Raw genomic sequence first — 19868 nt, forward strand, 5'->3', positions numbered from 1 at the left:
GATGATCGATCAAAATACCCTGAACGAGTGGCAACGCATTTTTATTGGCGAGGTGCCGGGCGCCTTTTTCATTGAACTTTTTTTCCGCGCGATCGTCATCTACCTTATTCTTGTGTTTTCCATGCGGGCTATGGGTAAGCGTATGTCCTCGCAATTGAGCCGTAATGAGCTGGCCGCATTGGTGTCGCTGGCGGCGACCATCGGTGTGCCCTTGATGGCGCCCGACAGGGGAGTGCTGCCGGCGGTGATCATTGCCATAACGGTGGTATCTACCCAGCGCATCATTGCCCGATGGGCATTCGGCAACCAGGAATTTGAACGCATATCACAAGGAAACGTAAGCATCCTGATCTGCGATCATGTGATCGATGTGAAGGAATTGGAACGCACCGGACTGTCACAAGAGCGGTTATTTGCGGAGCTAAGGTGCAACGCCGTGCTGCACCTGGGCGAGGTGGATAGATTATACATAGAGGCCAATGGCGCCTTTACGCTCATCCGGTCGGAGGAGTGCGTTAACGGACTATCTGTACTTCCCATTCAAGATCAGAGGTTTTTGGATGCCTGCAAATTTGACGATGAACAACGGGTTTGCGGCTTTTGCGGGGAGATGAAGAATAATCATTCCAATGATGCATCATGCGATAATTGCGGCCACAAGGAGTGGACACCAAGTATGTGCGCCGAACAGACATCAAAATGAAAAGCCCCTCGAACTGTTGCAAGGGGCTATAAACTACGGCACGTCCGTCTTATGGTCAGGCTGAAAGTTGTACCTGCTGCTTGAGCTGGTACCGCGGCATGATCTTGGTAATGATGGTGGTCAGCTTGTTATGATAATCTTCTTTCAACCAATCGGTATAGTTGCGGGTCACCTTGCCTACGCATTTACCATACTGCTTGATCCGCCAGTCGATCTCTTTCTGCAGCTCATTGACCAACTCCAGTGCTTCGGTCACTGATGAAGCGTTCTCCATACACATCACCGCATGCTGACGTATAGAATCGCGCAGAATGCTTTTACCTTTTTGTCCGTTCTCGATGGCTTTGTGGTATTCCCCTTGTATGTCAAAGCTTAACTGCAGGCTGTTCGGGAATTTGGCCCTCAGGTCTGACGGGATCAGGTGCGCTTCAGTGGTCGAACGGCTGTGCAGGCTTTCGGCAAATGCTTCAGGCCTTTCAAATATCAACTGCCAGTCGAGCGGCTGTTGCCATTCACCAAAGCGGTCGGTGTTGTTGCCGAGGTCAATGATGGTAAATGTCTTTTTGTTGGCCGATCGGCGTGACCCTCGACCGATCATTTGATGATAAAGGGTGATCGAGGTGGTGGCTCGGTTCAGGATCACGGTCTGTATGGATGGTTCATCAAATCCTGTGGTCAATATCGATACCGAAGTAAGGATAGCACCCTTGGTCTTTTTGAACCACTTTGAGATCTCAGCCCTGTCGGTAGGGCTGGTATGGTTGTCAAGGTGTTTGATTGCATAGCCTGCATTCTCGAACATTTGGCAAACGTTCTTTGAGGTGAAGATACCGTTATTAAAGATCAGCGTCTTCTTGTTCTTGGAATGCGATTCGTAAGCATGCAACAATAACTCGAGCATAGCAGGCGAGGAGTAAAGCTCATCAGATGTACTGATGGTAAAATCGCCGTTGATACCGGTCTTGAGGGAGTTCAACTCCACATCATACCGCCAGTTGGTTGGCTTGGCCAAAAAGCCTTGGGTGATCAGGTTCTGGATGCTTTCACCCACTACCAGTTCATGATAGTTTTTATACATGGGGATATCAGCATTTGAACTGAAAGGCGTGGCCGTAACCCCGATGATGTAAGCGTTAGGGAACTTGGCCATCAGCTTATGGAAAGAGTTGTGGTGCGCCTCATCAATGATCACCAACCCAATGTTGCTGGTATTAATGATGCCATCCTTGATCCGGTTCCTCAAGGTCTCTACCATGGCCACCAGGCAAGTACGGCGGTCTTTATGGCTCAAACGCTTCACGCTGCTGTTGATCACCCGGTTGGCTACGCCAAGTTTTTTTAACGTGGCAGAGGTTTGAGAGCAAAGCTCGGTACGGTGCGTAAGCACGATCACGCTTTGGTCGTGGTCTTTGATGAAGCGTTTGGCTATCTCCGAGAATATCCGGGTTTTGCCACCTCCCGTGGGCAACTGATATAAGATCCGCCGGTCTTTACTAACCTTTGATAGCTTATCGAAAAGTGCATCAAGGTCGCGTTGCTGGTAAGGGTACAGGTCAACGTTCTTGGCGGCGGTCAGCTGTTCCTCAGCTGTTGTATCTATATTGATGGTATCCATTGATGTATAGCTTAATTTTTATCTGATCTTTTAAAAGTTATCGTTTTAAGGATCCGCGATCCGCTTTGGTAAGCCTCTCTGAATTTGTCGACGCTGTTGTATGAAAGCTGAGGCAGTAGGCAGTATTCATACAGGAGTTCGAGCTCATTTTTTTCGAAGGGCCAGGGCTCAACGGTCAGTACGTCCTCGTCTAATGATCGTAATTGATGCGTCTGCCCATCTGGCCCCTGGCTGATCTCGACAGAGCGACCTTCCGGCTGACTCTTATGTTGGCAGATCAAAAGCGAAAGGGCATCGCACCATTCCAATAATCGGTAATCATGGTCTAACTGCGCGGTCGTCATGCCCAGCGTTTTGAGCCAAATCGTACGCTGTTTCTTCTGCTCCTTGATGAATGTTTTGACATCATCGCCAGAGGCGCCGTCGTCTTTGCAAAGGAACTCCAGGTGTATGGAGCATAATAAAGCCACATAAGTGCTCTTATTGTATGCTCGCGTCATGGTGGCCAGGCAGTGGTCGTACTGTACTTTACGCATGGCAAAATCTACCGGTCCGCCTTGTTCGGTAAGCAGGTCATCGCGTTCAAGCTCTACCTGGGCATCGTCATGTTCGGCTATGGCGATCAGCGTTTCGATCCAGTGCCTGGTACGTACCTCGTGCTTCCACTCATTGGCAATAGCCGCGGCTACCAGGCCATGCGTCCGTTGCGCTATGATCTCCCAACCCGAAGCAGTATAATTAACGATCATTATTCTTATTCACTTTAAAACCTGGTGCGGGTATGTGATCTCATGAGCACGTCCGGTCACGACCGCTCATTGATCAAAGTATCGGCTTGAACGTATTGATCAGTACCAAAGCAATGCCGATCACAGCAGGCCGCACACTTTGGTACGCTCTTTAGTTCAAATAGCTCACAATGAGCCCAAAATGACGAAGTGCTGAATTTCATCAATGGTCGCAATTCCTGAGATGCGCCCTAAATAGCGGTCAGAACCATATACACATCAAGTTTTGGACAGAAAATAAGCTCATGAATATGTCTTTATGCGGTCATATATCAGCGGTATATGATATACTTGTAGCATGAAACGTTCATGGTCACGCCTACTGATCGCTCCCCTGATGCTTTTCTCCCATTCGATGGTCGCCCAAACCGTTGCTTCAGGTCCACTAATTATCACTATTGATGCTAATGACACCGCCCAGGTGATCCACAATATCGGTGCATCGGGTTGCTGGTTCAGCGAGGGCATTGGCAAGTACTGGCCGGTAGCCAAACGTGAGAAATTAGCCGAACTTCTGTTCAGTAAAAAGATGGATAGTAACGGTCAGCCTAAAGGCATAGGCCTTTCTGCGTGGCGTTTCAACATTGGCGGTGGTACCGCAGAGCAGGGGGACAGTAGCGGCATTAAGGACTTTCGCAAACGGGTAGAATGTTTCTTAGCGCCTGATGGCACTTACGACTGGAACAAGCAGGCTGGTTACCAGTGGTTCCTGCGCAAGGCTAAAGATTACGGGGTAGAGAACCTGATCGCTTTCTCGAACACGCCGCCGGTGCAGTTCACTAAAAATGGCAGAGGTTTCAAGACAGTAAAGGACTATCAAGCCAACCTGAAGCCAGACAAATACGACGCTTATGCCGATTTTTTGACAGAGGTGATCAAACACTTTGATCAGCAAGGTCTGCATTTCAACTACATTAGCCCGGTGAATGAGCCGCAATGGGATTGGTCCAACAAACCCGGAGAGGCCAGCCAGGAGGGAAGCCCCTGGGGTAACGAGGACATTTACAAGGTGACAAAGGCGGTCAACGCATCCTTGGACAAGAAAGGGCTGAACACCCAGATATTGACCACTGAGGCGGCCATGCTGACCTACCTGTACAGCGGTAAGTCGGCCGCGGCAAGCCAGATCCAGAATTTTTATGCGCAGCAGGGTAAATATAGCTTCAGCCAAATGAAGCACGTGCCCCGCTTTGTGGCCGGGCATAGTTATTTTACCGACAGTGGCGATAGCAGCATCGTAGCGGTACGCAAGCATCTGGCCGACACGGCGCGCAAGTATGGTATCGAGTATTGGCAGTCAGAATACTCGATGCTGGGCGATGGATTTAGAGAAGGCACTAAGGAAAAGCGCAGCCAAATGGATTGTGCGCTGTTCCTGGCCAAGATCATTGATCAGGATCTGACCATTGGCAACGCGGCCGCATGGCAGTTCTGGAATTCATGGGAACCCAATACAGCAGAGTGGGATACTCGTTATTACCTCATCGCCTTAAAACCGGCCAACGCTGCTTATACCGATGGCGACTTTACCATAACCAAAGGACTCTGGGCTTTAGGCAACTACAGCCGGTTCGTACGCCCGGGCATGCGCCGGGTGAATATTGCTCGCACCGATGGCCTGGCGCCTGAAAAGATCACACAGGATGTGATGCTATCTGCCTTTACCGGCGGTAAGGACAAGCTGGTGATGGTAGCCATCAACTATACCGATAAGGCAAGAAGCATTACGCCCCAGTTCAAGGGTATGCCATCGGTAAAAAAGTATCGCACCTATGTCACTTCGGCTCAGGCTAATGACAACTTGAGGCCATCCGTCCAACGAAAAATGAACGGCCTCATCAGTTTGATGCCGCGGTCGGTGACTACCATCATTTTCAACTAATTAATTTAAACATACAGTACATGATCGGTAAAAAATTAAAGCTAGCCTGCTTGCTCCTGGGTTTGCTGAGCCTGAACGCGGCGGCTCAAAAGAGCGATAAGCAGACGTATTCGGCCTACCTGTTCACCTACTTTACAGGTAACAGCAAGAATGAAGAAGCCATTCACTTTGCATTAAGCGACGACGGTTATCATTTCAAGGCGCTCAACAGTGATCAGCCGGTCATCTTATCAACCGATATCAGCGCCACCGGTGGCGTACGCGATCCTCACATCCTGCGTGGGGCCGACGGTAAAACGTTCTACATGGTGGCTACCGATATGGTGTCGGCCAACGGTTGGGATTCTAATCGCGGCATGGTGCTGATGCGGTCGAAAGATCTGGTTCACTGGACCTCCAGCAAGATCAATGTGCCTCAAACCTTCCCCGAGTTCGCACAGGTGAACAGGGTTTGGGCGCCACAGACCATTTACGATGCCAAGGCAGGTAAATACATGGTATACTGGTCTATGCGGGCCGGTAAAGATCCAGATAGAATCTATTATGCCTATGCTAATAAGGACTTCACGGGCTTTACCTCAGAGCCTAAACAACTGTTCTATAACCCGGGCAACGGCGCCACCATCGATGGTGATATCATCGATAAGGATGGTAAGTATTACCTGTTCTTCAAGACAGAGGGTTCGGGCGCCGGTATCAAGGTGGCCGTGTCTGACCAGCTGACCAGCGGTTACGTATTGAAAGACAGATATGTACAGCAGACCACCGACCCCGTAGAGGGCGCCGGCGTATTCAAGTTGAATAACGGCCAGGGCTATATATTGATGTATGACGTTTATACCAAGGGAAGATATCAATTCACCAAGAGCATCGACCTGGAGAACTTCACGCTGATCGATAATGAGGTGAGCATGGATTTTCACCCACGCCATGGTACAGTGCTACCCATTACCGCTAAAGAAAAAGCGCGTTTGCTGGCCCAGTGGGGTAACAAGTGAGATGTTAAATAGCCGGCATAACGGCTATAAAATATAGGGTCGTGTGGTAAAGCCATACGGCCCTTTGTCGTTAAACGCATTTGGCATCGCGGCGTGACTGAAAACAACAAGTTTTTGACGGTCGCAACAGCTAAAAAGAGGGGCGAAGGTCTGTTTTGTATAAAACATGGTCTTATTTAACAATAGAACTTTAATGGGCGCAGGCTTATTTTTGATGATCACCCGAAGCATATGTTAAGGGTGTTCGAAGGAGCCAACTAGCCCGAGGTCCATAATTATAATGAACGTTTAACGACCCTGCTTACCGGCCAACACCACAGTACCAAATATGAAGAGAAGAGCATTGATCAAAGGCATGGCGATAGGATTATCGTCGGCTTACTTTTCCAAAAGCTATGCAGGCCAGTTGTTAAAAGCGCCTTATGCCGCCGGGCCGTTCCAGCCCACGTGGGATTCGTTAGGTAAATACCAGGTACCTGATTGGTTCCGCGATGCCAAATTTGGGATGTGGGCGCACTGGGGACCGCAATGCGAGCCCGAATATGGCGATTGGTATGCCCGCGAGATGTACATGGAGGGCGGCGATAAATACAAATATCACGTAAAAAAATATGGGCATCCCTCCAAATTCGGCTTTAAGGATGTGATCAACGAGTGGAAGGCCGACAAGTGGGACCCCGAGGAATTGGTGAGCCTTTACAAAAAGGCAGGTGCACGTTATTTTATGGCGCTGGCCAACCATCATGATAATTTTGACCTGTACAAAAGCTCTCATCATAAATGGAACTCTACCCGCATCGGACCTAAAAAAGACATCATTGCTGGCTGGGCAAAGGCTGCCAAGAATAACGACCTGCGATTTGGCGTAAGCGTGCATGCCGCTCATGCCTGGAGCTGGATGGAGACCGCCCAACGCGCCGATAAGAACGGTCCACTGGCAGGCATTCCGTATGACGGCAAATTGACCAAGGCCGATGGTAAAGGCAAGTGGTGGAATGGTGAGGACCCGCAGGAACTGTATGCACAGAACCACCCGTTAAGTAAGAACAGTTATGACAACGGTGCCATCCACAGCCAGTGGGCCTGGGGCAACGGTGCCTCTGTTCCTACCAAAGAGTATTGCGAGAACTTTTACGAAAGGACGATAGAACTGCTGGATAAATATGAGCCAGATGCCATCTACTTTGATGATACTGTGCTGCCGTTATACCCGATCAGTGATGCAGGACTGCGCATCGCGGCGCATATGTACAATACCAGCATTAAAAGACATGGTAAGTTAGAGGCTGTTCTGTTCGGTAAGATATTAGATGAGCAGCAGCGTAAGTGCATGGTGTGGGACATCGAGCGTGGGCAAAGCAACGAGATCGAGCCACAGCCGTTCCAAACCGATACCTGCATAGGTTCTTGGCACTACGACCGCCCGTTATATGAACGTAACGGTTACAAGAGTGCCAAAACGGTGATCCATATGCTGATCGATGTGGTGAGCAAGAATGGCAACCTGATGCTGAACATCCCGGTTAGGGGCAATGGTACCATAGACGAAAAAGAACGGGCCGTGGTGGAGGACATTGCTGCATGGATGCATGTGAATAGCGAAAGCATTTACGACACCCGCCCATGGACCACTTTTGGCGAAGGCCCGGCCATGGAGTCGGCCGCGCCGCTTAGTCATCAGGGATTTAACGAGGGTCGTAACAAGCCGTATACCGCTGCCGATATACGCTTCACCAAAAAGGGTAAGGTGCTGTATGCGGCCATGCTGGGCTGGCCAACCGAAGGTGAGGCATTAGTGAAAAAGTTGGCACTTAACAAAGTAGGCAAGATCGAGAAGGTAGGCTTGCTTGGTAACTCGGCACTACTGGAATTCACGCAAACCACCGATGGCCTGAAGATCCGCCTGCCTCAAAATGCACCGGGTAACATCGCTTATGTGTTCAAGATCGATGGCGCCATAGCGTGATCGGTACAAGATCTATTGTGATCCATCAGAAGATGAAAAAGTAAATAAACAACCAGAATTTAAGATCAAACACATACAAAAAACTATAAATATCGATCAATGTTCATACCCACCAAAAGGTTATCGCTCTTAGCATGTGCAATGCTCAGTATGTTGTGCGCAAAGGATGCTCGCAGCCAGGCCAAGCGATCTCATGTGCTTACTTCCCCCAATGGCAACATCAAACTGGTGTTAGAGAACACCTACCGCAAAGGTCAGGCCTCTAACGCTTCTTCGGACCTAAAGATATACTTCAGGTCGGGAGGTAAATTCACTGAGATCATGTCAGGTTGTGAATTAGGGTTGTTAACCGCCGATGAGCAGTTCAGGAACATGGAATTGACCAATGCCGGTAAAATAACCAGCATCAAAACAAGCTACGAGATGATAACGGGTAAACGCCGTTCGATCACCAACGTAGCCAATGAGGAGGTGTTCACCTTCACTCAACCGAATAAAAAGGAGCTCAAGGTCATCTTCAGAGCTTACAATGATGGAGTGGCTTTCAGGTATCAGGTGCCTGCTAAAAATGGGACCACCGTGAACGTTAAGGACGAGTATACCACCTACCACATCCCGGCACGAACGGCGCGCTGGGTGCAAGGTTACGACTCTGGTTATGAGCGATTTTATCCCTATAGCACTGATGGCAAAGGCGATAAAAAGCAGGAGTGGGCCTTCCCGGCACTGTTCAAAGCAAATGACGTTCCGGTATGGTATCTGATATCAGAAGCTAATAACAGCGAGGTCAATTGTGCGGCCAGGCTCAATAATTCCAAGGATGCCAATGTGTACAAGGTGACCTATCCGGAGCCTCGTAAACGGTTTCCTCAGCAGGGTGCTTTAGGGCAAACGCCCTGGACCTCACAATGGCATACCATCTCGATGGGTTCAATGGCCGATGTAGTGGGTTCGACCCTGGTCACCGACGTGAGCGAGCCAAGCAAGATTAAGGATACTAACTGGATCATTCCTGGTTCAGTATCGTGGATCTATTGGGCTTATAACCATGGCTCTAAGGACTATAAAAAGGTGGTAGAGTACGTTGATCTGGCCAAAGCGATGAATTGGCCTTACGTACTGATCGATTGGGAGTGGGATGCCATGACCAATGGAGGTAACCTGGAAGATGCCGTGAAATACGCTCATTCGAAAGGTATTAAACCGCTGATGTGGTATAATTCAGGCACCACAGATTGGTCTGACGCCACGCCTGTCGACCGGATGCGCACCAGAGAAAAGCGTGTAAAGGAATTTGAATGGTTGAATAAGATCGGTGTTTACGGTGTCAAGGTGGATTTTTTTGATGGCGACCAGCAGGATATGATCGATCTTTACCTTGGTATCTTGAAAGATGCTGCTGACCATCACCTCATGGTCGACTTTCATGGTGCTACCATACCACGCGGTTGGGCCCGTACCTACCCGAATCTGATGACCGTCGAGGCGGTATATGGTGCCGAATGGTACAACAACAATGATGTACTTACTAAAAAAGCTGCCGTTCACAACACCACGCTACCTTTCACACGCAACGTGATCGGTTCCATGGACTATACGCCGGTCACCTTCTCGAACAGTCAGCATCCGCACATCACCTCATACGGTCATGAGTTGGCCTTATCGGTAGTATTTGAATCGGCCTTGCAGAACTTTGCGGATCGTCCGGAGGCATACTTGGCACTTCCCGAAGAGCCACGCAACTTTCTCAAAACGGTCCCTGCAGCCTGGGATGATACCAAGCTACTGAGCGGCTATCCTGGTGACCATGTAGTGATCGCACGCAGAAAGGGCAATACGTGGTACATAGGCGGATTGAACGGCCAGGAGAATGCAAGAGCTATGGAAGTTGACCTGAGCCTGATCAAGCCGGGCAAAGCCAAGGTTAGCATTATACAAGATGGTGACACCGATACCACTTTTAAAACCGAGGACAAAACTTTTGATAAAGGACAAAAGGTCAACGTGAATTGCTTGCCACGCGGAGGTTTTGTGATGGTGGTTGAATAGTAGGCGCTCTTTGGAGGTTCGTCATTAAAACGCGAACAGGTTTTTACACCTGAACTTGCGAATTGAGCTAACGAAGCTTACTTTCAAAAACAAAAAAAGGTCGGTGCCAAAGTTGGTCTCGTAAGAACAGCTTGGGCTGCCGATCTTCCTGTACCAACAGCCACCATCAATATGATCGAACATACTTTTCTGTCCATTTTTTTGATCGCTGCCTTTAATATTAGCCTTGCACAGCCTAAGGCCATTTCGGTGGAGCCTGGCGTATCGCTTCAGCTATCCAAGTATAGGAAGGCTAACATCAGCGATATCAAGTATGAGCTTCGATTTGAAGTACCGGCTGCAAGGAGTGAGGCGATAGGGGCTCAGGAGACGCTGAGTTTTCAGGCAACATCTAACCTGTACCCATTGCAGATCGATCTAAAGCAGGATGCGGGTAAGGTGCACTGGGTCAAAGTGAATGGTAAAAAGGTGCCGGTCAACTTACAGCATGAGCATTTACTGATCGACCCACATGACTACCGTAAAGGCAGCAACATAGTAGAGGTCAGCTTTATTGCCGGCGATCGCTCCCTTAACCGCAACGATGAGCTTTTATATGCCTTGTTCGTACCTGATCACGCCCGTTCGGTATTCCCGTGCTTTGACCAGCCCGACCTCAAAGCCCGGTTCAAGCTTGATCTCACCGTGCCCAAAGGATGGAAAGCGCTCAGCAACGGGAAGACCATTGATTCAGCAACGACCAATGACCGAACCACCTATGCCTTTGCCGAATCGGATCTGTTGCCAACGTACCTGTTCTCTTTTACAGCAGGTAAATACACCACCGTTAGGAAGATGTTGGGCAAGCGCCCAGCCGACCTGCTTTACCGCGAAACGGACCCTAAAAAGATACAACTGAGCGTTGATTCTATATTTGGCCAGCACCAAAGTGCTATCAACTTTTTGGAGGGATGGACCGGCGTCCGGTATCCGTTCCAGAAGCTTGGTTTCGTAGCTGTTCCTGATTTTCAATTCGGCGGGATGGAGCATCCTGGGGAAGTTCAATACAAGGCCTCGAGCCTGTTCCTGGATGATGCCGCTACCAAGAACATGCGTTTGGCCCGCATCAATCTTATCTCTCACGAGACCGCTCATATGTGGTTCGGTGATCTGGTGACCATGCGCTGGTTCAATGATGTTTGGATGAAAGAGGTATTCGCGAACCTGATGGCCGACAAGGTGACCCAAAAGCTGATGGGTAACCAAACATTCGACCTGAAATTTTTGCAGGACCATTACCCGGCGGCGTATAATGTGGACCGTACAGCAGGAGCCAATCCCATTCGCCAGGAGTTAGGTAACCTTCAGGATGCTGGGTCCATGTATGGCGATATCATTTATCACAAAGCGCCCATCATGATGCGTCAGCTGGAGATGTTGATGGGAAAGGACAACTTCCAGGCAGGGGTACGTGAATATCTGAAGAAGTACGCTTACCAAAATGCCACCTGGCCTGATCTGATCAGCATCTTAAGTAAGCACACCAAGGAAGATCTTGCTGAATGGAATAAGGTTTGGGTGAACCAGACCGGCAGGCCAATTATAAATGCCCAGGTTAGATACGACGGCGACCGGATCAGCGAATTTATGCTGACCCAAAGGCCTGAAAAAGGGAATGATAAGGTATGGCCACAATCGTTCGAAGTGATGCTGATATATCCGGATCACGAGCAGCGTTTAATGGTGAATATGAATGGTAAGACCACCCGTCTTGATGCGGTGAATGGTTTGCCCAAGCCTTCACATATATTATATAATTCCAACGGCAATGGTTACGGCGTTTTTCCGATCGATGAGAGCTGGACACCAGATGAACTTTACGCCATCAAAGACCCTCTGCACAGAGCATCCTTCTACATCAATGCCTACGAGAACATGCTCAATGGCAAGGCATACACACCGATCCAATTGCTCGATCTTTTCCAGATAGGGTGTGCGGCCGAACAGGAAGAGACCAACCTGCGCTTACTGACCGGCTATATGACCGGCATCTATTGGGAGTTCCTAACGCCGGGCCTTCGGGACCAGCGTGCAGAAGAATTCGAAAAGGTCCTTTGGAACGCGTTTGAAAAGCAAAGTGGTGCTAATCACAAAAAGTTACTGTTCAATGCGTACCTGAATGTATATCGCTGTAAGTCGGCAGGGGAGCGGATCAACGAGATATGGCGATCACAACAGGCACCAGCCGGCATCAAACTTACCGAAGACGACTATATCAACATGGCGCTTACCCTGGCCGTTAAAAGTGACACGGCCACCTCGGTACTGCAACGGCAACTATCGCGTATGAAAGACCCTGACCGCAAAAAGCGTCTGGAGTTCCTCATGCCGGCTTTATCGAACAATGTTCAGGAGCGCGATGCTTTCTTTAACTCCCTTAAGCAACGCAAGGGCCGTGAAAAGGAAGCCTGGGTATCGGCGGCATTGTACTATTTGCATCATCCGTTAAGGCAGGCCACATCGATAAGATATATTCCCGAGAGCCTGAATTTGCTGGAAGAGATACAAGCCACGGGCGATATCTTCTTTCCACAATCGTTCCTCAACGCTACCCTGCGCAGCTATCAAAGCAAGCAAGTGGCCGACATGGTGAACGCCTACATCAAAGCTCATCCAAAACTTGAAACTAAGTTATTGAACAAGCTGCTACAAGGTGCCGATGACCTTTTCAGAGCCCAGCAATTGACCAACGCAAAACGACCATAGTATAACTCTATGAAATCAAATCATATATTAACGACCGGAAAACTTTTCCTCTTGCTCACGCTGACCACGGTCAGTGCCTTTGCGCAACGGGACCTTAAATTGACCTATAACAAACCTGCCAGAAAGTGGACCGAGGCCTTACCTATTGGCAACGGACGCATAGGGGCCATGATATTTGGTGAGCCTAACCAGGAGCTCCTGCAATTGAATGAGGCTTCCTTTTGGAGTGGCGGACCGGTGACCACCAAAGTGGACCCGTCGGTACCGTCGGCATTAAAAGATGTGAGGAAAGCCTTACTTGATCAGCAGGATTACGCAGAAGCCAATAAATTGGTCAGAAAGATCCAAGGGGAATACTCCCAATCCTATCTGCCGCTGGCTGATCTGCACCTGAAACAGAACACCGGTTCAACTAATTACAACAATTATACACGCGACCTGTCTATCAGCGGTAGTCTGGCGTCGGTACGTTTCAGTTCAGGTGGGGTGCAATATCAGCGTGAAATGTTCGCTTCGTTCCCGGGAAAGGCCATAGTGATGCATTTGACCGCCAGCCAGCAGGGCAAGATAACCTTCGACCTTGATCTGAGCAGCCAGGTACGTTTCCAGGTATCGGCTGATCAAAGCAACGGGTTGCTCTTGAAAGCCAAGGCACCTGCCCAGGTGGATCCCAATTACATCGATTACAACAAAGAACCGATCAAATACAGCGACAGTGCTGACTGTAAAGGTATGAGAGCCGCTTTGCAAGTACGTGCAGTGGCCAAAGGTGGCACCGTCACTACCGACCGTAACATATTACACGTTGAAAGAGCCGATGAGGTGACCTTGTACATTTGCGCGGCCACCAGTTACAACGGTTTTGATAAATGCCCGGTGACCCAGGGCAAGGATGAGCTTAGGCTTTGCCGCGACGACCTGAATATAGCATCGAAAAGCACCTGGGCAACGCTTTATCAGGCCCACATCGCTGACCACAAGCGCTACTTTGACCGCGTAAAGATCGATCTGGGGCGTACTGACGACAAGACCGCTTCAATGCCTACCGACGAGCGCCTGTTAGCGTTCAGCCGCGGGGCAAGCGATCCTGAATTGGAGGTGCTGCTTTACCAATATGGGCGCTACTTGCTGATCGGTTCTTCGCGTCCGGGTGGCGTGCCTGCTAACCTGCAAGGCATCTGGAATGATAAGATGCGTGCACCCTGGAGCTCAAATTACACGATCAACATCAACACCCAAATGAATTACTGGCCGGCTGCCATCACCAATTTAGGTGAGCTGGAATCACCGCTGTTCGAACTGGTTAAGAACCTCTCCATCACTGGACGTAGAACGGCTAAACAATTTTATGATATGCAGGGATGGGTGGCACACCACAACACCGATATATGGGCTATAAGCAACCCTGTGGGCGATTTTGGCAAAGGCGACCCTAAATGGGCCAACTGGTACATGGGAGGGCCATGGTTGTGCCGCCATTTATTCGAGCATTATCGTTTTACGCGAGACCGCCAATTCTTACAGAATGCATACCCGATCATGAAGGGTGCGGCCGAGTTCTTGGTGAACTTTTTGGTGGAGGATAAAGATGGTTACCTGGTGACCGCTCCGTCATTCTCACCAGAGAACGATTACCTGGACGATAAAGGCAAACCGGCCAATACTTCTATCGCTACCACTATGGATATGTCCATCGTTCGCGATCATTTCCGCAACTGCATAGAGGCCGCTGAGGCGCTGAACACCGACCCGGCTTTCGTTAAACTGCTCAAGCAAAAAATGGCCAAGCTCTATCCGCTCCACATCGGTAAAAAAGGCAACCTGCAAGAGTGGTACAAGGATTGGGAGGACGAGGACCCGCATCATCGTCATGTTAGTCATCTATTCGGTCTGCATCCGGGCAGGGAGATATCGCCGCTGCTGGACCCCAAATTTGCTGATGCCAGCCGCAAAACGCTGGAACTGCGCGGTGATGCCGGCACCGGCTGGAGCCTTGCCTGGAAGATCAATTTTTGGGCACGCCTGCTTGATGGCGACCATGCTTACAAACTATTACGTGACCTGATGCGCGATGTGACCGTGTCTAAAGGTGGTGGTCTGTATCCCAACCTGTTCGATGCGCATCCACCGTTCCAGATCGATGGCAACTTTGGCGCAACCTCAGGCATGACCGAAATGTTGCTGCAAAGCCACCTGAACGAGGTGCACTTGTTGCCTGCTTTACCGCAAGCCTGGAGCACTGGTCATGTAACTGGTCTGAAGGGACGTGGAAATTTTGCGGTAGACATTGACTGGCAACACGGTAAACTCACCAACGCCCACATCACCTCGCTTAATGGTGGAAGGTGCGTTTTACGCACTCAAACACCGGTGATCATCAAAGGTGTGTCTGCCAAGCCGGTAGCTTCAAAAGGTGGTTATTTGACCACTTTCAATATCGAGAAGAATAAGATCTACCAGATAGTAGCTTTATAAGTAACAAGCTCAAAAGAGTAATAAACGAGCCAGTAGACCGATACGTCTACTGGCTCGTTCACTTTAAGTCTGTGAATGACCGCAACAGATCAGGCTCATAGCATCTGTTGCTGTGCAGCGGCCATAATGAGTTCTGCCACGTTTTTTACCCCAAATTTTTGGATAAGATTCTTGCGATGAGTATCCACAGTGAGCGGACTTAAGAAAAGTTCTTGTGCAATGATCTGGCTGGTTTTCCCTGCGGCGATGAGTGCCAGTATCTCTTTTTCACGGCGAGTGAGGCGGGGGACACCTTGTAACTCATTTTTGTTAGGCCGGCTAATGATCTCCATCACCTCTTTGCTGTAACAGATATTTCCTTTCACAGCCTCGGCTATGCAGTGTCGTAACTCATCTATCGAACTATTCTTGAGTAAATAACCACTGGCGCCATTTTGTATGGCCTGCATGATAATGCTTCGTTCGGTATGGTTGCTCAGGATCAGGATGCGGGTGGAGATCGATGCCTCCTTGATCTTAAGGCACAATTCGGTCCCGCTGATATCAGGGAGCGTTACGTCCAGCAATACAAGGTCGAGCGAGTGGTCAGTGATGTAAGCCAAAAGGTCGGTCCCGGTGCAAAATCCACCGATGATATCGAGGTTATCTTCGTTGGCAAGTAAGGTCTTCAAACCCTCGATCACTATCGGGTGATCATCAACTACGGCGGTGGTCAGTTTAGGCATCAGCGTTAGTTTTTAATTCGATGTTGATGGTGGTCCCCTCATTGATCACTGACCGGAGCTCGAACTTCCCACCCAGATAGCTCACCCGGTTCCTGAGGTTTTCCAGGCCCATACCTTTGCGGCTCTGCGATACATTGGTGTCGAAACCCACGCCATCGTCTTCCACGGTGATGAAGAATACCGAGTCGTTTTGACTGCATTGGATCAGTATGTTGGCTGCCCGGGCATGCTTGATCGCGTTAGATAGCAGTTCCTGAACGATGCGATAGATATTGAGCTGCACGTTAAGGGCGATATCCTTTTCAATGGAAAAGGTCTGAAGATCGATATGCAACCCGTCGCGCATGTAAAATTCACTGAGGTCTTTGAGGGCGACCTCAAGACCAAATTTAAGTAGCGTTTCTGGCAGAAGGTTGCGGGCAATGCGGCGCAGTTCGGTCACTGATGTATCTAATTGACCAATGATCCTGTACAGGTCCTTATCCTGCGCCACCTCATCTTTGGTGTTGGTAAGGCCTGACAGGCCTATCTTGACACCGGCCAGCAGCCCACCCAGGCCGTCGTGCAGATCGCGCGCTACCCGTTCCCGTTCGTTCTCTTCGCCGTCTAACATGGCCTTGGCAACGCGGAGCTGTTGTTTCTGTTCCAGCTCGAGCAGTTGTTGCCGGTAATTGATCTCTTTTTGAGCGGCCAGTTTCCGGCTGTTCCGGGCGTTGAGTAATACGGCTGTAAGGATAGCCAACAAGGTGAGGCAGCCACTACCTAACAGCCAGTTGAAAAGCTTTTCGTTCTTTGCTTTCAGTTCGGCCTGCTTGTTCTTGAATTGCAGGTCGCTGATCTTTTTTTGGTTCTCTGCCGATCGGTACCTGGTCTCCAGTTCGTTTATCTTCACGTCCAGTTGCTTATTGTGCATACTGTCGGTGATGCGTTGATACTTGCTTTGCCATTTATAAGCATCGCGATGATCGCCCATTAGCTTGCTGGTCTTGGCCAGTTCCCTGTAAACCATTGCCTCATCATTGGCGCTGGTGAGCATAGTGCCTTCCTTCACGATGCCCAGCAATATGGATTTGGCTTTATTATACGCTTTGCGGTGTACGTACGCTTCGTAATTACGGAATAAAAGCTGCTGAAGCAGTTGCTTTTGGTTATACCTTTTGGCCAGTATAACACCTTTGTTGGCACTGGCGATGGTTTGATCATATGAACCGATAGTGGTGAAATAAAGAGCTTCGTTATAATAATAAAGCGTGTAATTAAGTGAACCCGGGAAAGGCGCCAGCAGGTCCTGCGCTTTCTTTAGCAGGACCTTCGCCATTGCGGATTTTTCTGCATAGCAATTGATGCTCACGCCATTGAGATAGGCAAATAGCAAATTAGTTGATCCAGAATCTTCTTTTTCCAGCAGGGCAATGGCTTTTTGATTATAATCATTAGCCTTCACGAACTGATAATTGTTCATCATGATGGTGGCGAGCTGCCCATAGTAAAATGCAACCATCGATCTGTCGCCCGCTTTCTCGGCATAGGGCAGTGCCTTTTGCGTAGTAATGGTGGTGATGAACTCGTACCCTTTGCCACGATTCATGATGGCATAGTTATACCACGCGGCGGCCAACTTGCCATAAGCTTTTGGTGTATGAAAAGCCGCAAGTGCTTGCTGTGCTTTAGCAAATGCAGCAGAGGCCCTCACCGTATTCCAATTAAAATAATACTGCCCTTCATAGAACTGTGACAGAGCCTTGAGGTAGGCGGAGCCGGATGAAAGCTGCCTGCCTTTTAATAGATATGCCTTGCTTTTGGTAGTGTCCTTGAATTTCCAATACTCCACCAACATGTAGCTGGCGATGGCTTTGGCGCTGTCAGTATCTCCTGACCGCAATATGGTCTCTAGGCTGTCCACATGTTTTTTCTCATTGAGCGGTACCTGCTGCTGCGCCCGCGCGGTCAGTATGAGGAGGGTAAATACGATGAACAGTGATCTTGTCATGGCAGCATTGAAGGTATGCGTCAAATATCTGTCTTGTCGGTACAAAAAGTCAAATAATGCCAGCAATAGCTGCAAAATACCTAAGATCAGGTAGATAAAATACCACCGTTTAAGGGATTTCATAGGAGTGGGGCATCCGGTAGTTTTGCGGTCTATCTATTTATTAATTCAAATAACTATGAAAAAGATCGTGATCATTTGCGCGGGCCTGCTATTATTCGGGCCTAAGCTGACCAAAGCCCAAGCTATTTTAGACAAGATCGACCGCACGGCCGACAAAGCCGACCGGGCAAGTCGCACCGCTGACCGTACCAAAAGCACAGGCGACAAACTGCTGGGCCTTTTCGGTAAAAAGAAGGATGGCACCTCGTTAGAAAAAACGACCGTTAAACTCGCCGGGGTAGATTTTTCTACCCTCAAGGCTCTTAATGATAAGCTGCAGTCGGCCAAAGGTATCGAGAGTACCAAGATGAAGTACAGTGCTTCGGGCTCATCGATCGTATTGCAGCATGCCGGCTCTACATCTGACCTTCTCAAAGTGCTGCAAAGATCAGCTCCGGACGTTTTTGCCGAGAAGAACATCGAAGGAATGGATGATGGTGAGATATCCATCAAGATCAAATAATACCTACTAAACCCTATCTACAACACCTACCCGGGCGGCCTTTCATTCCGCTTGGGTGGGTATTATTTATCTGAATACTATGAAGAACTGGATGTTCAAACGGCCCTGCGCCATCATGTTATGGGTGGCCGTGATCATAATGGGCTTTACCGCGTGCAAAAAAGGCGGCGGTGGGTCTGGCAGCGATCAGGATGTTTATATGAGTTGTAAGCTGAACGGAACGCTACACGAATTCAATTATCATGTTAATGCCAACGACCATCCGGCTACTGATACCGTGCACTTTGTGGTGATAGGTGGTTGGGAAAAAGAGGATATGGTGACCGGATTTGGCATCGATATGCAGATCGATAAAGGCGCCAAAGAAGCGACATATGTATCTAACAGTGCCGCCGGTCTATTGCTTTCGGGCAAATACTATATCCAGAACATGAAGGATGGAAAGATCGTGAACACCACCATTTACAACGGGGGGGATGTTGACGGCAGCAACTTCACCATGACCATCACCAGTTTGACCGAATGGGGTGTTAAAGGCACCTTTTCAGGCAAGCTTAGGTTGCTTGACGGCGATGAGTTCATTGCCGTGACCGATGGCAAGTTCTCGGCACCTTACAATAGAACCGGATCATAATTAAAAGAACAAAACACCATGAAGATACCATTCAAGTTTATCGCCTTGCTGATATTTATCAGCAATTTTACATCTGAATTTGTCTTAGCGCAAGACAAGCCTTTCAACGAAGACTTTTCAAGCTATCAAACAGGCGCATCGCCCCGCAGCATCAAAACCAACGGTGCAGCCATTGTTGAACACCCGACCGGGCAGGAGGGTAAATGGCTATTGGTCAAGAACCAGGCCACCTACAAGATCAACAGGCTCACACCATTTCCGGCCAAGTTCACCCTTGAGTTCGATGTGCTGGGTGCGGCCGAACAAGGGAATGAGATCGGTCCGGTTTGCTTTGGCTTTGTGAAGGATAATGCCGCACGTGAACATTTGAGCAATGCGGGCGCCTTTGTGCAATTACACTACAACGATGGCGATGCCGTGAACATTGGTAATTACGATCTGAAAAAGGAGGTTGGCACAACGTTCGATCTCATATCAACACTAAACAAACCTTTGCATGTAAAGCTGGTGGTGAACGGAACGGAAATGGCCGTTTACCTGGATGATACCAAGCTCGCCGATACAGAGCTATTTGCCCCTAAAGCTGCCAAATACTTTTATCTAAGCGGACCATGGGAGTATAAACAAGGAGCTAAACTGTACGTGAGCAACTTTAAAACTACCTTATAGTCTG

At 49.1% G+C, this 19868-nt stretch carries 14 protein-coding genes; 10 read left to right on the forward strand and 4 right to left on the reverse strand.

Going from position 1 to position 19868, the window contains the following annotated elements; all coding sequences use genetic code 11:
* Position 1: 1 nt before the first annotated feature.
* Complete coding sequence (locus LLH06_RS08465; protein ID WP_228172868.1) at positions 2-703, forward strand: DUF421 domain-containing protein; 702 nt, start codon at positions 2-4, stop codon at positions 701-703.
* Positions 704-758: 55 nt separating this feature from the next.
* Here LLH06_RS08465 and LLH06_RS08470 read toward each other — a convergent pair whose 3' ends face one another.
* The gene (locus LLH06_RS08470; RefSeq protein WP_228172869.1) at positions 759-2318 is read right to left on the reverse strand and encodes a DEAD/DEAH box helicase; all 1560 of its coding nucleotides are present in this window, start codon (positions 2316-2318) and stop codon (positions 759-761) included.
* 11 nt (positions 2319-2329) lie between these two features.
* Positions 2330-3067, reverse strand: coding sequence for a DUF3891 family protein (locus LLH06_RS08475; RefSeq protein ID WP_228172871.1), 738 nt, complete (start codon positions 3065-3067; stop codon positions 2330-2332).
* 337 nt (positions 3068-3404) lie between these two features.
* Between LLH06_RS08475 and LLH06_RS08480 the strand changes: the two genes are divergently transcribed.
* The 6 genes from LLH06_RS08480 (at position 3405) to LLH06_RS08505 (ending at position 15221) form a co-directional block, all read left to right on the forward strand.
* Complete coding sequence (locus LLH06_RS08480; protein WP_228172873.1) at positions 3405-4988, forward strand: glycoside hydrolase; 1584 nt, start codon at positions 3405-3407, stop codon at positions 4986-4988.
* A gap of 20 nt (positions 4989-5008) precedes the next feature.
* The gene (locus LLH06_RS08485; RefSeq protein WP_228172875.1) at positions 5009-5986 is read left to right on the forward strand and encodes a glycoside hydrolase family 43 protein; all 978 of its coding nucleotides are present in this window, start codon (positions 5009-5011) and stop codon (positions 5984-5986) included.
* A gap of 328 nt (positions 5987-6314) precedes the next feature.
* A complete protein-coding gene (locus tag LLH06_RS08490) occupies positions 6315-7952 on the forward strand; it encodes an alpha-L-fucosidase (protein ID WP_228172876.1) in 1638 nt (545 codons plus the stop codon).
* A gap of 195 nt (positions 7953-8147) precedes the next feature.
* On the forward strand, positions 8148-10001 hold the full coding sequence (locus LLH06_RS08495) for a glycoside hydrolase family 97 protein (protein ID WP_228172878.1): 1854 nt from the start codon (positions 8148-8150) through the stop codon (positions 9999-10001).
* A gap of 171 nt (positions 10002-10172) precedes the next feature.
* Entirely contained in the window at positions 10173-12746 is a 2574-nt protein-coding gene (locus tag LLH06_RS08500; protein ID WP_228172879.1) for a M1 family metallopeptidase, read from the forward strand.
* A 9-nt stretch (positions 12747-12755) separates the two neighbouring features.
* Entirely contained in the window at positions 12756-15221 is a 2466-nt protein-coding gene (locus LLH06_RS08505; RefSeq protein WP_228172880.1) for a glycoside hydrolase family 95 protein, read from the forward strand.
* 95 nt (positions 15222-15316) lie between these two features.
* On the opposite strand, the gene LLH06_RS08510 is transcribed toward LLH06_RS08505, so the two are convergent.
* Both LLH06_RS08510 and LLH06_RS08515 read right to left on the reverse strand, forming a co-directional pair.
* On the reverse strand, positions 15317-15946 hold the full coding sequence (locus LLH06_RS08510) for a response regulator (RefSeq protein WP_228172882.1): 630 nt from the start codon (positions 15944-15946) through the stop codon (positions 15317-15319).
* Positions 15939-18059, reverse strand: a complete 2121-nt coding sequence (locus tag LLH06_RS08515; RefSeq protein ID WP_228172884.1) for a sensor histidine kinase — start codon at positions 18057-18059, stop codon at positions 15939-15941. The genes LLH06_RS08510 and LLH06_RS08515 overlap by 8 nt, the downstream gene beginning before the upstream one ends.
* A gap of 55 nt (positions 18060-18114) precedes the next feature.
* On the opposite strand from LLH06_RS08515, the gene LLH06_RS08520 reads away from it, so the two are divergent.
* The 3 genes from LLH06_RS08520 (at position 18115) to LLH06_RS08530 (ending at position 19864) form a co-directional block, all read left to right on the forward strand.
* On the forward strand, positions 18115-18561 hold the full coding sequence (locus LLH06_RS08520; protein ID WP_228172886.1) for a hypothetical protein: 447 nt from the start codon (positions 18115-18117) through the stop codon (positions 18559-18561).
* A 79-nt stretch (positions 18562-18640) separates the two neighbouring features.
* Positions 18641-19195 carry a hypothetical protein gene (locus LLH06_RS08525; protein WP_228172887.1) on the forward strand — a complete coding sequence of 185 codons (555 nt, stop codon included), beginning with the start codon at positions 18641-18643 and terminating at the stop codon, positions 19193-19195.
* Positions 19196-19213: 18 nt separating this feature from the next.
* Complete coding sequence (locus tag LLH06_RS08530) at positions 19214-19864, forward strand: hypothetical protein (protein WP_228172889.1); 651 nt, start codon at positions 19214-19216, stop codon at positions 19862-19864.
* Positions 19865-19868: the final 4 nt, after the last annotated feature.

It is taken from the genome of Mucilaginibacter daejeonensis (assembly GCF_020783335.1).
In the GTDB taxonomy this organism is placed as follows: domain Bacteria; phylum Bacteroidota; class Bacteroidia; order Sphingobacteriales; family Sphingobacteriaceae; genus Mucilaginibacter; species Mucilaginibacter daejeonensis.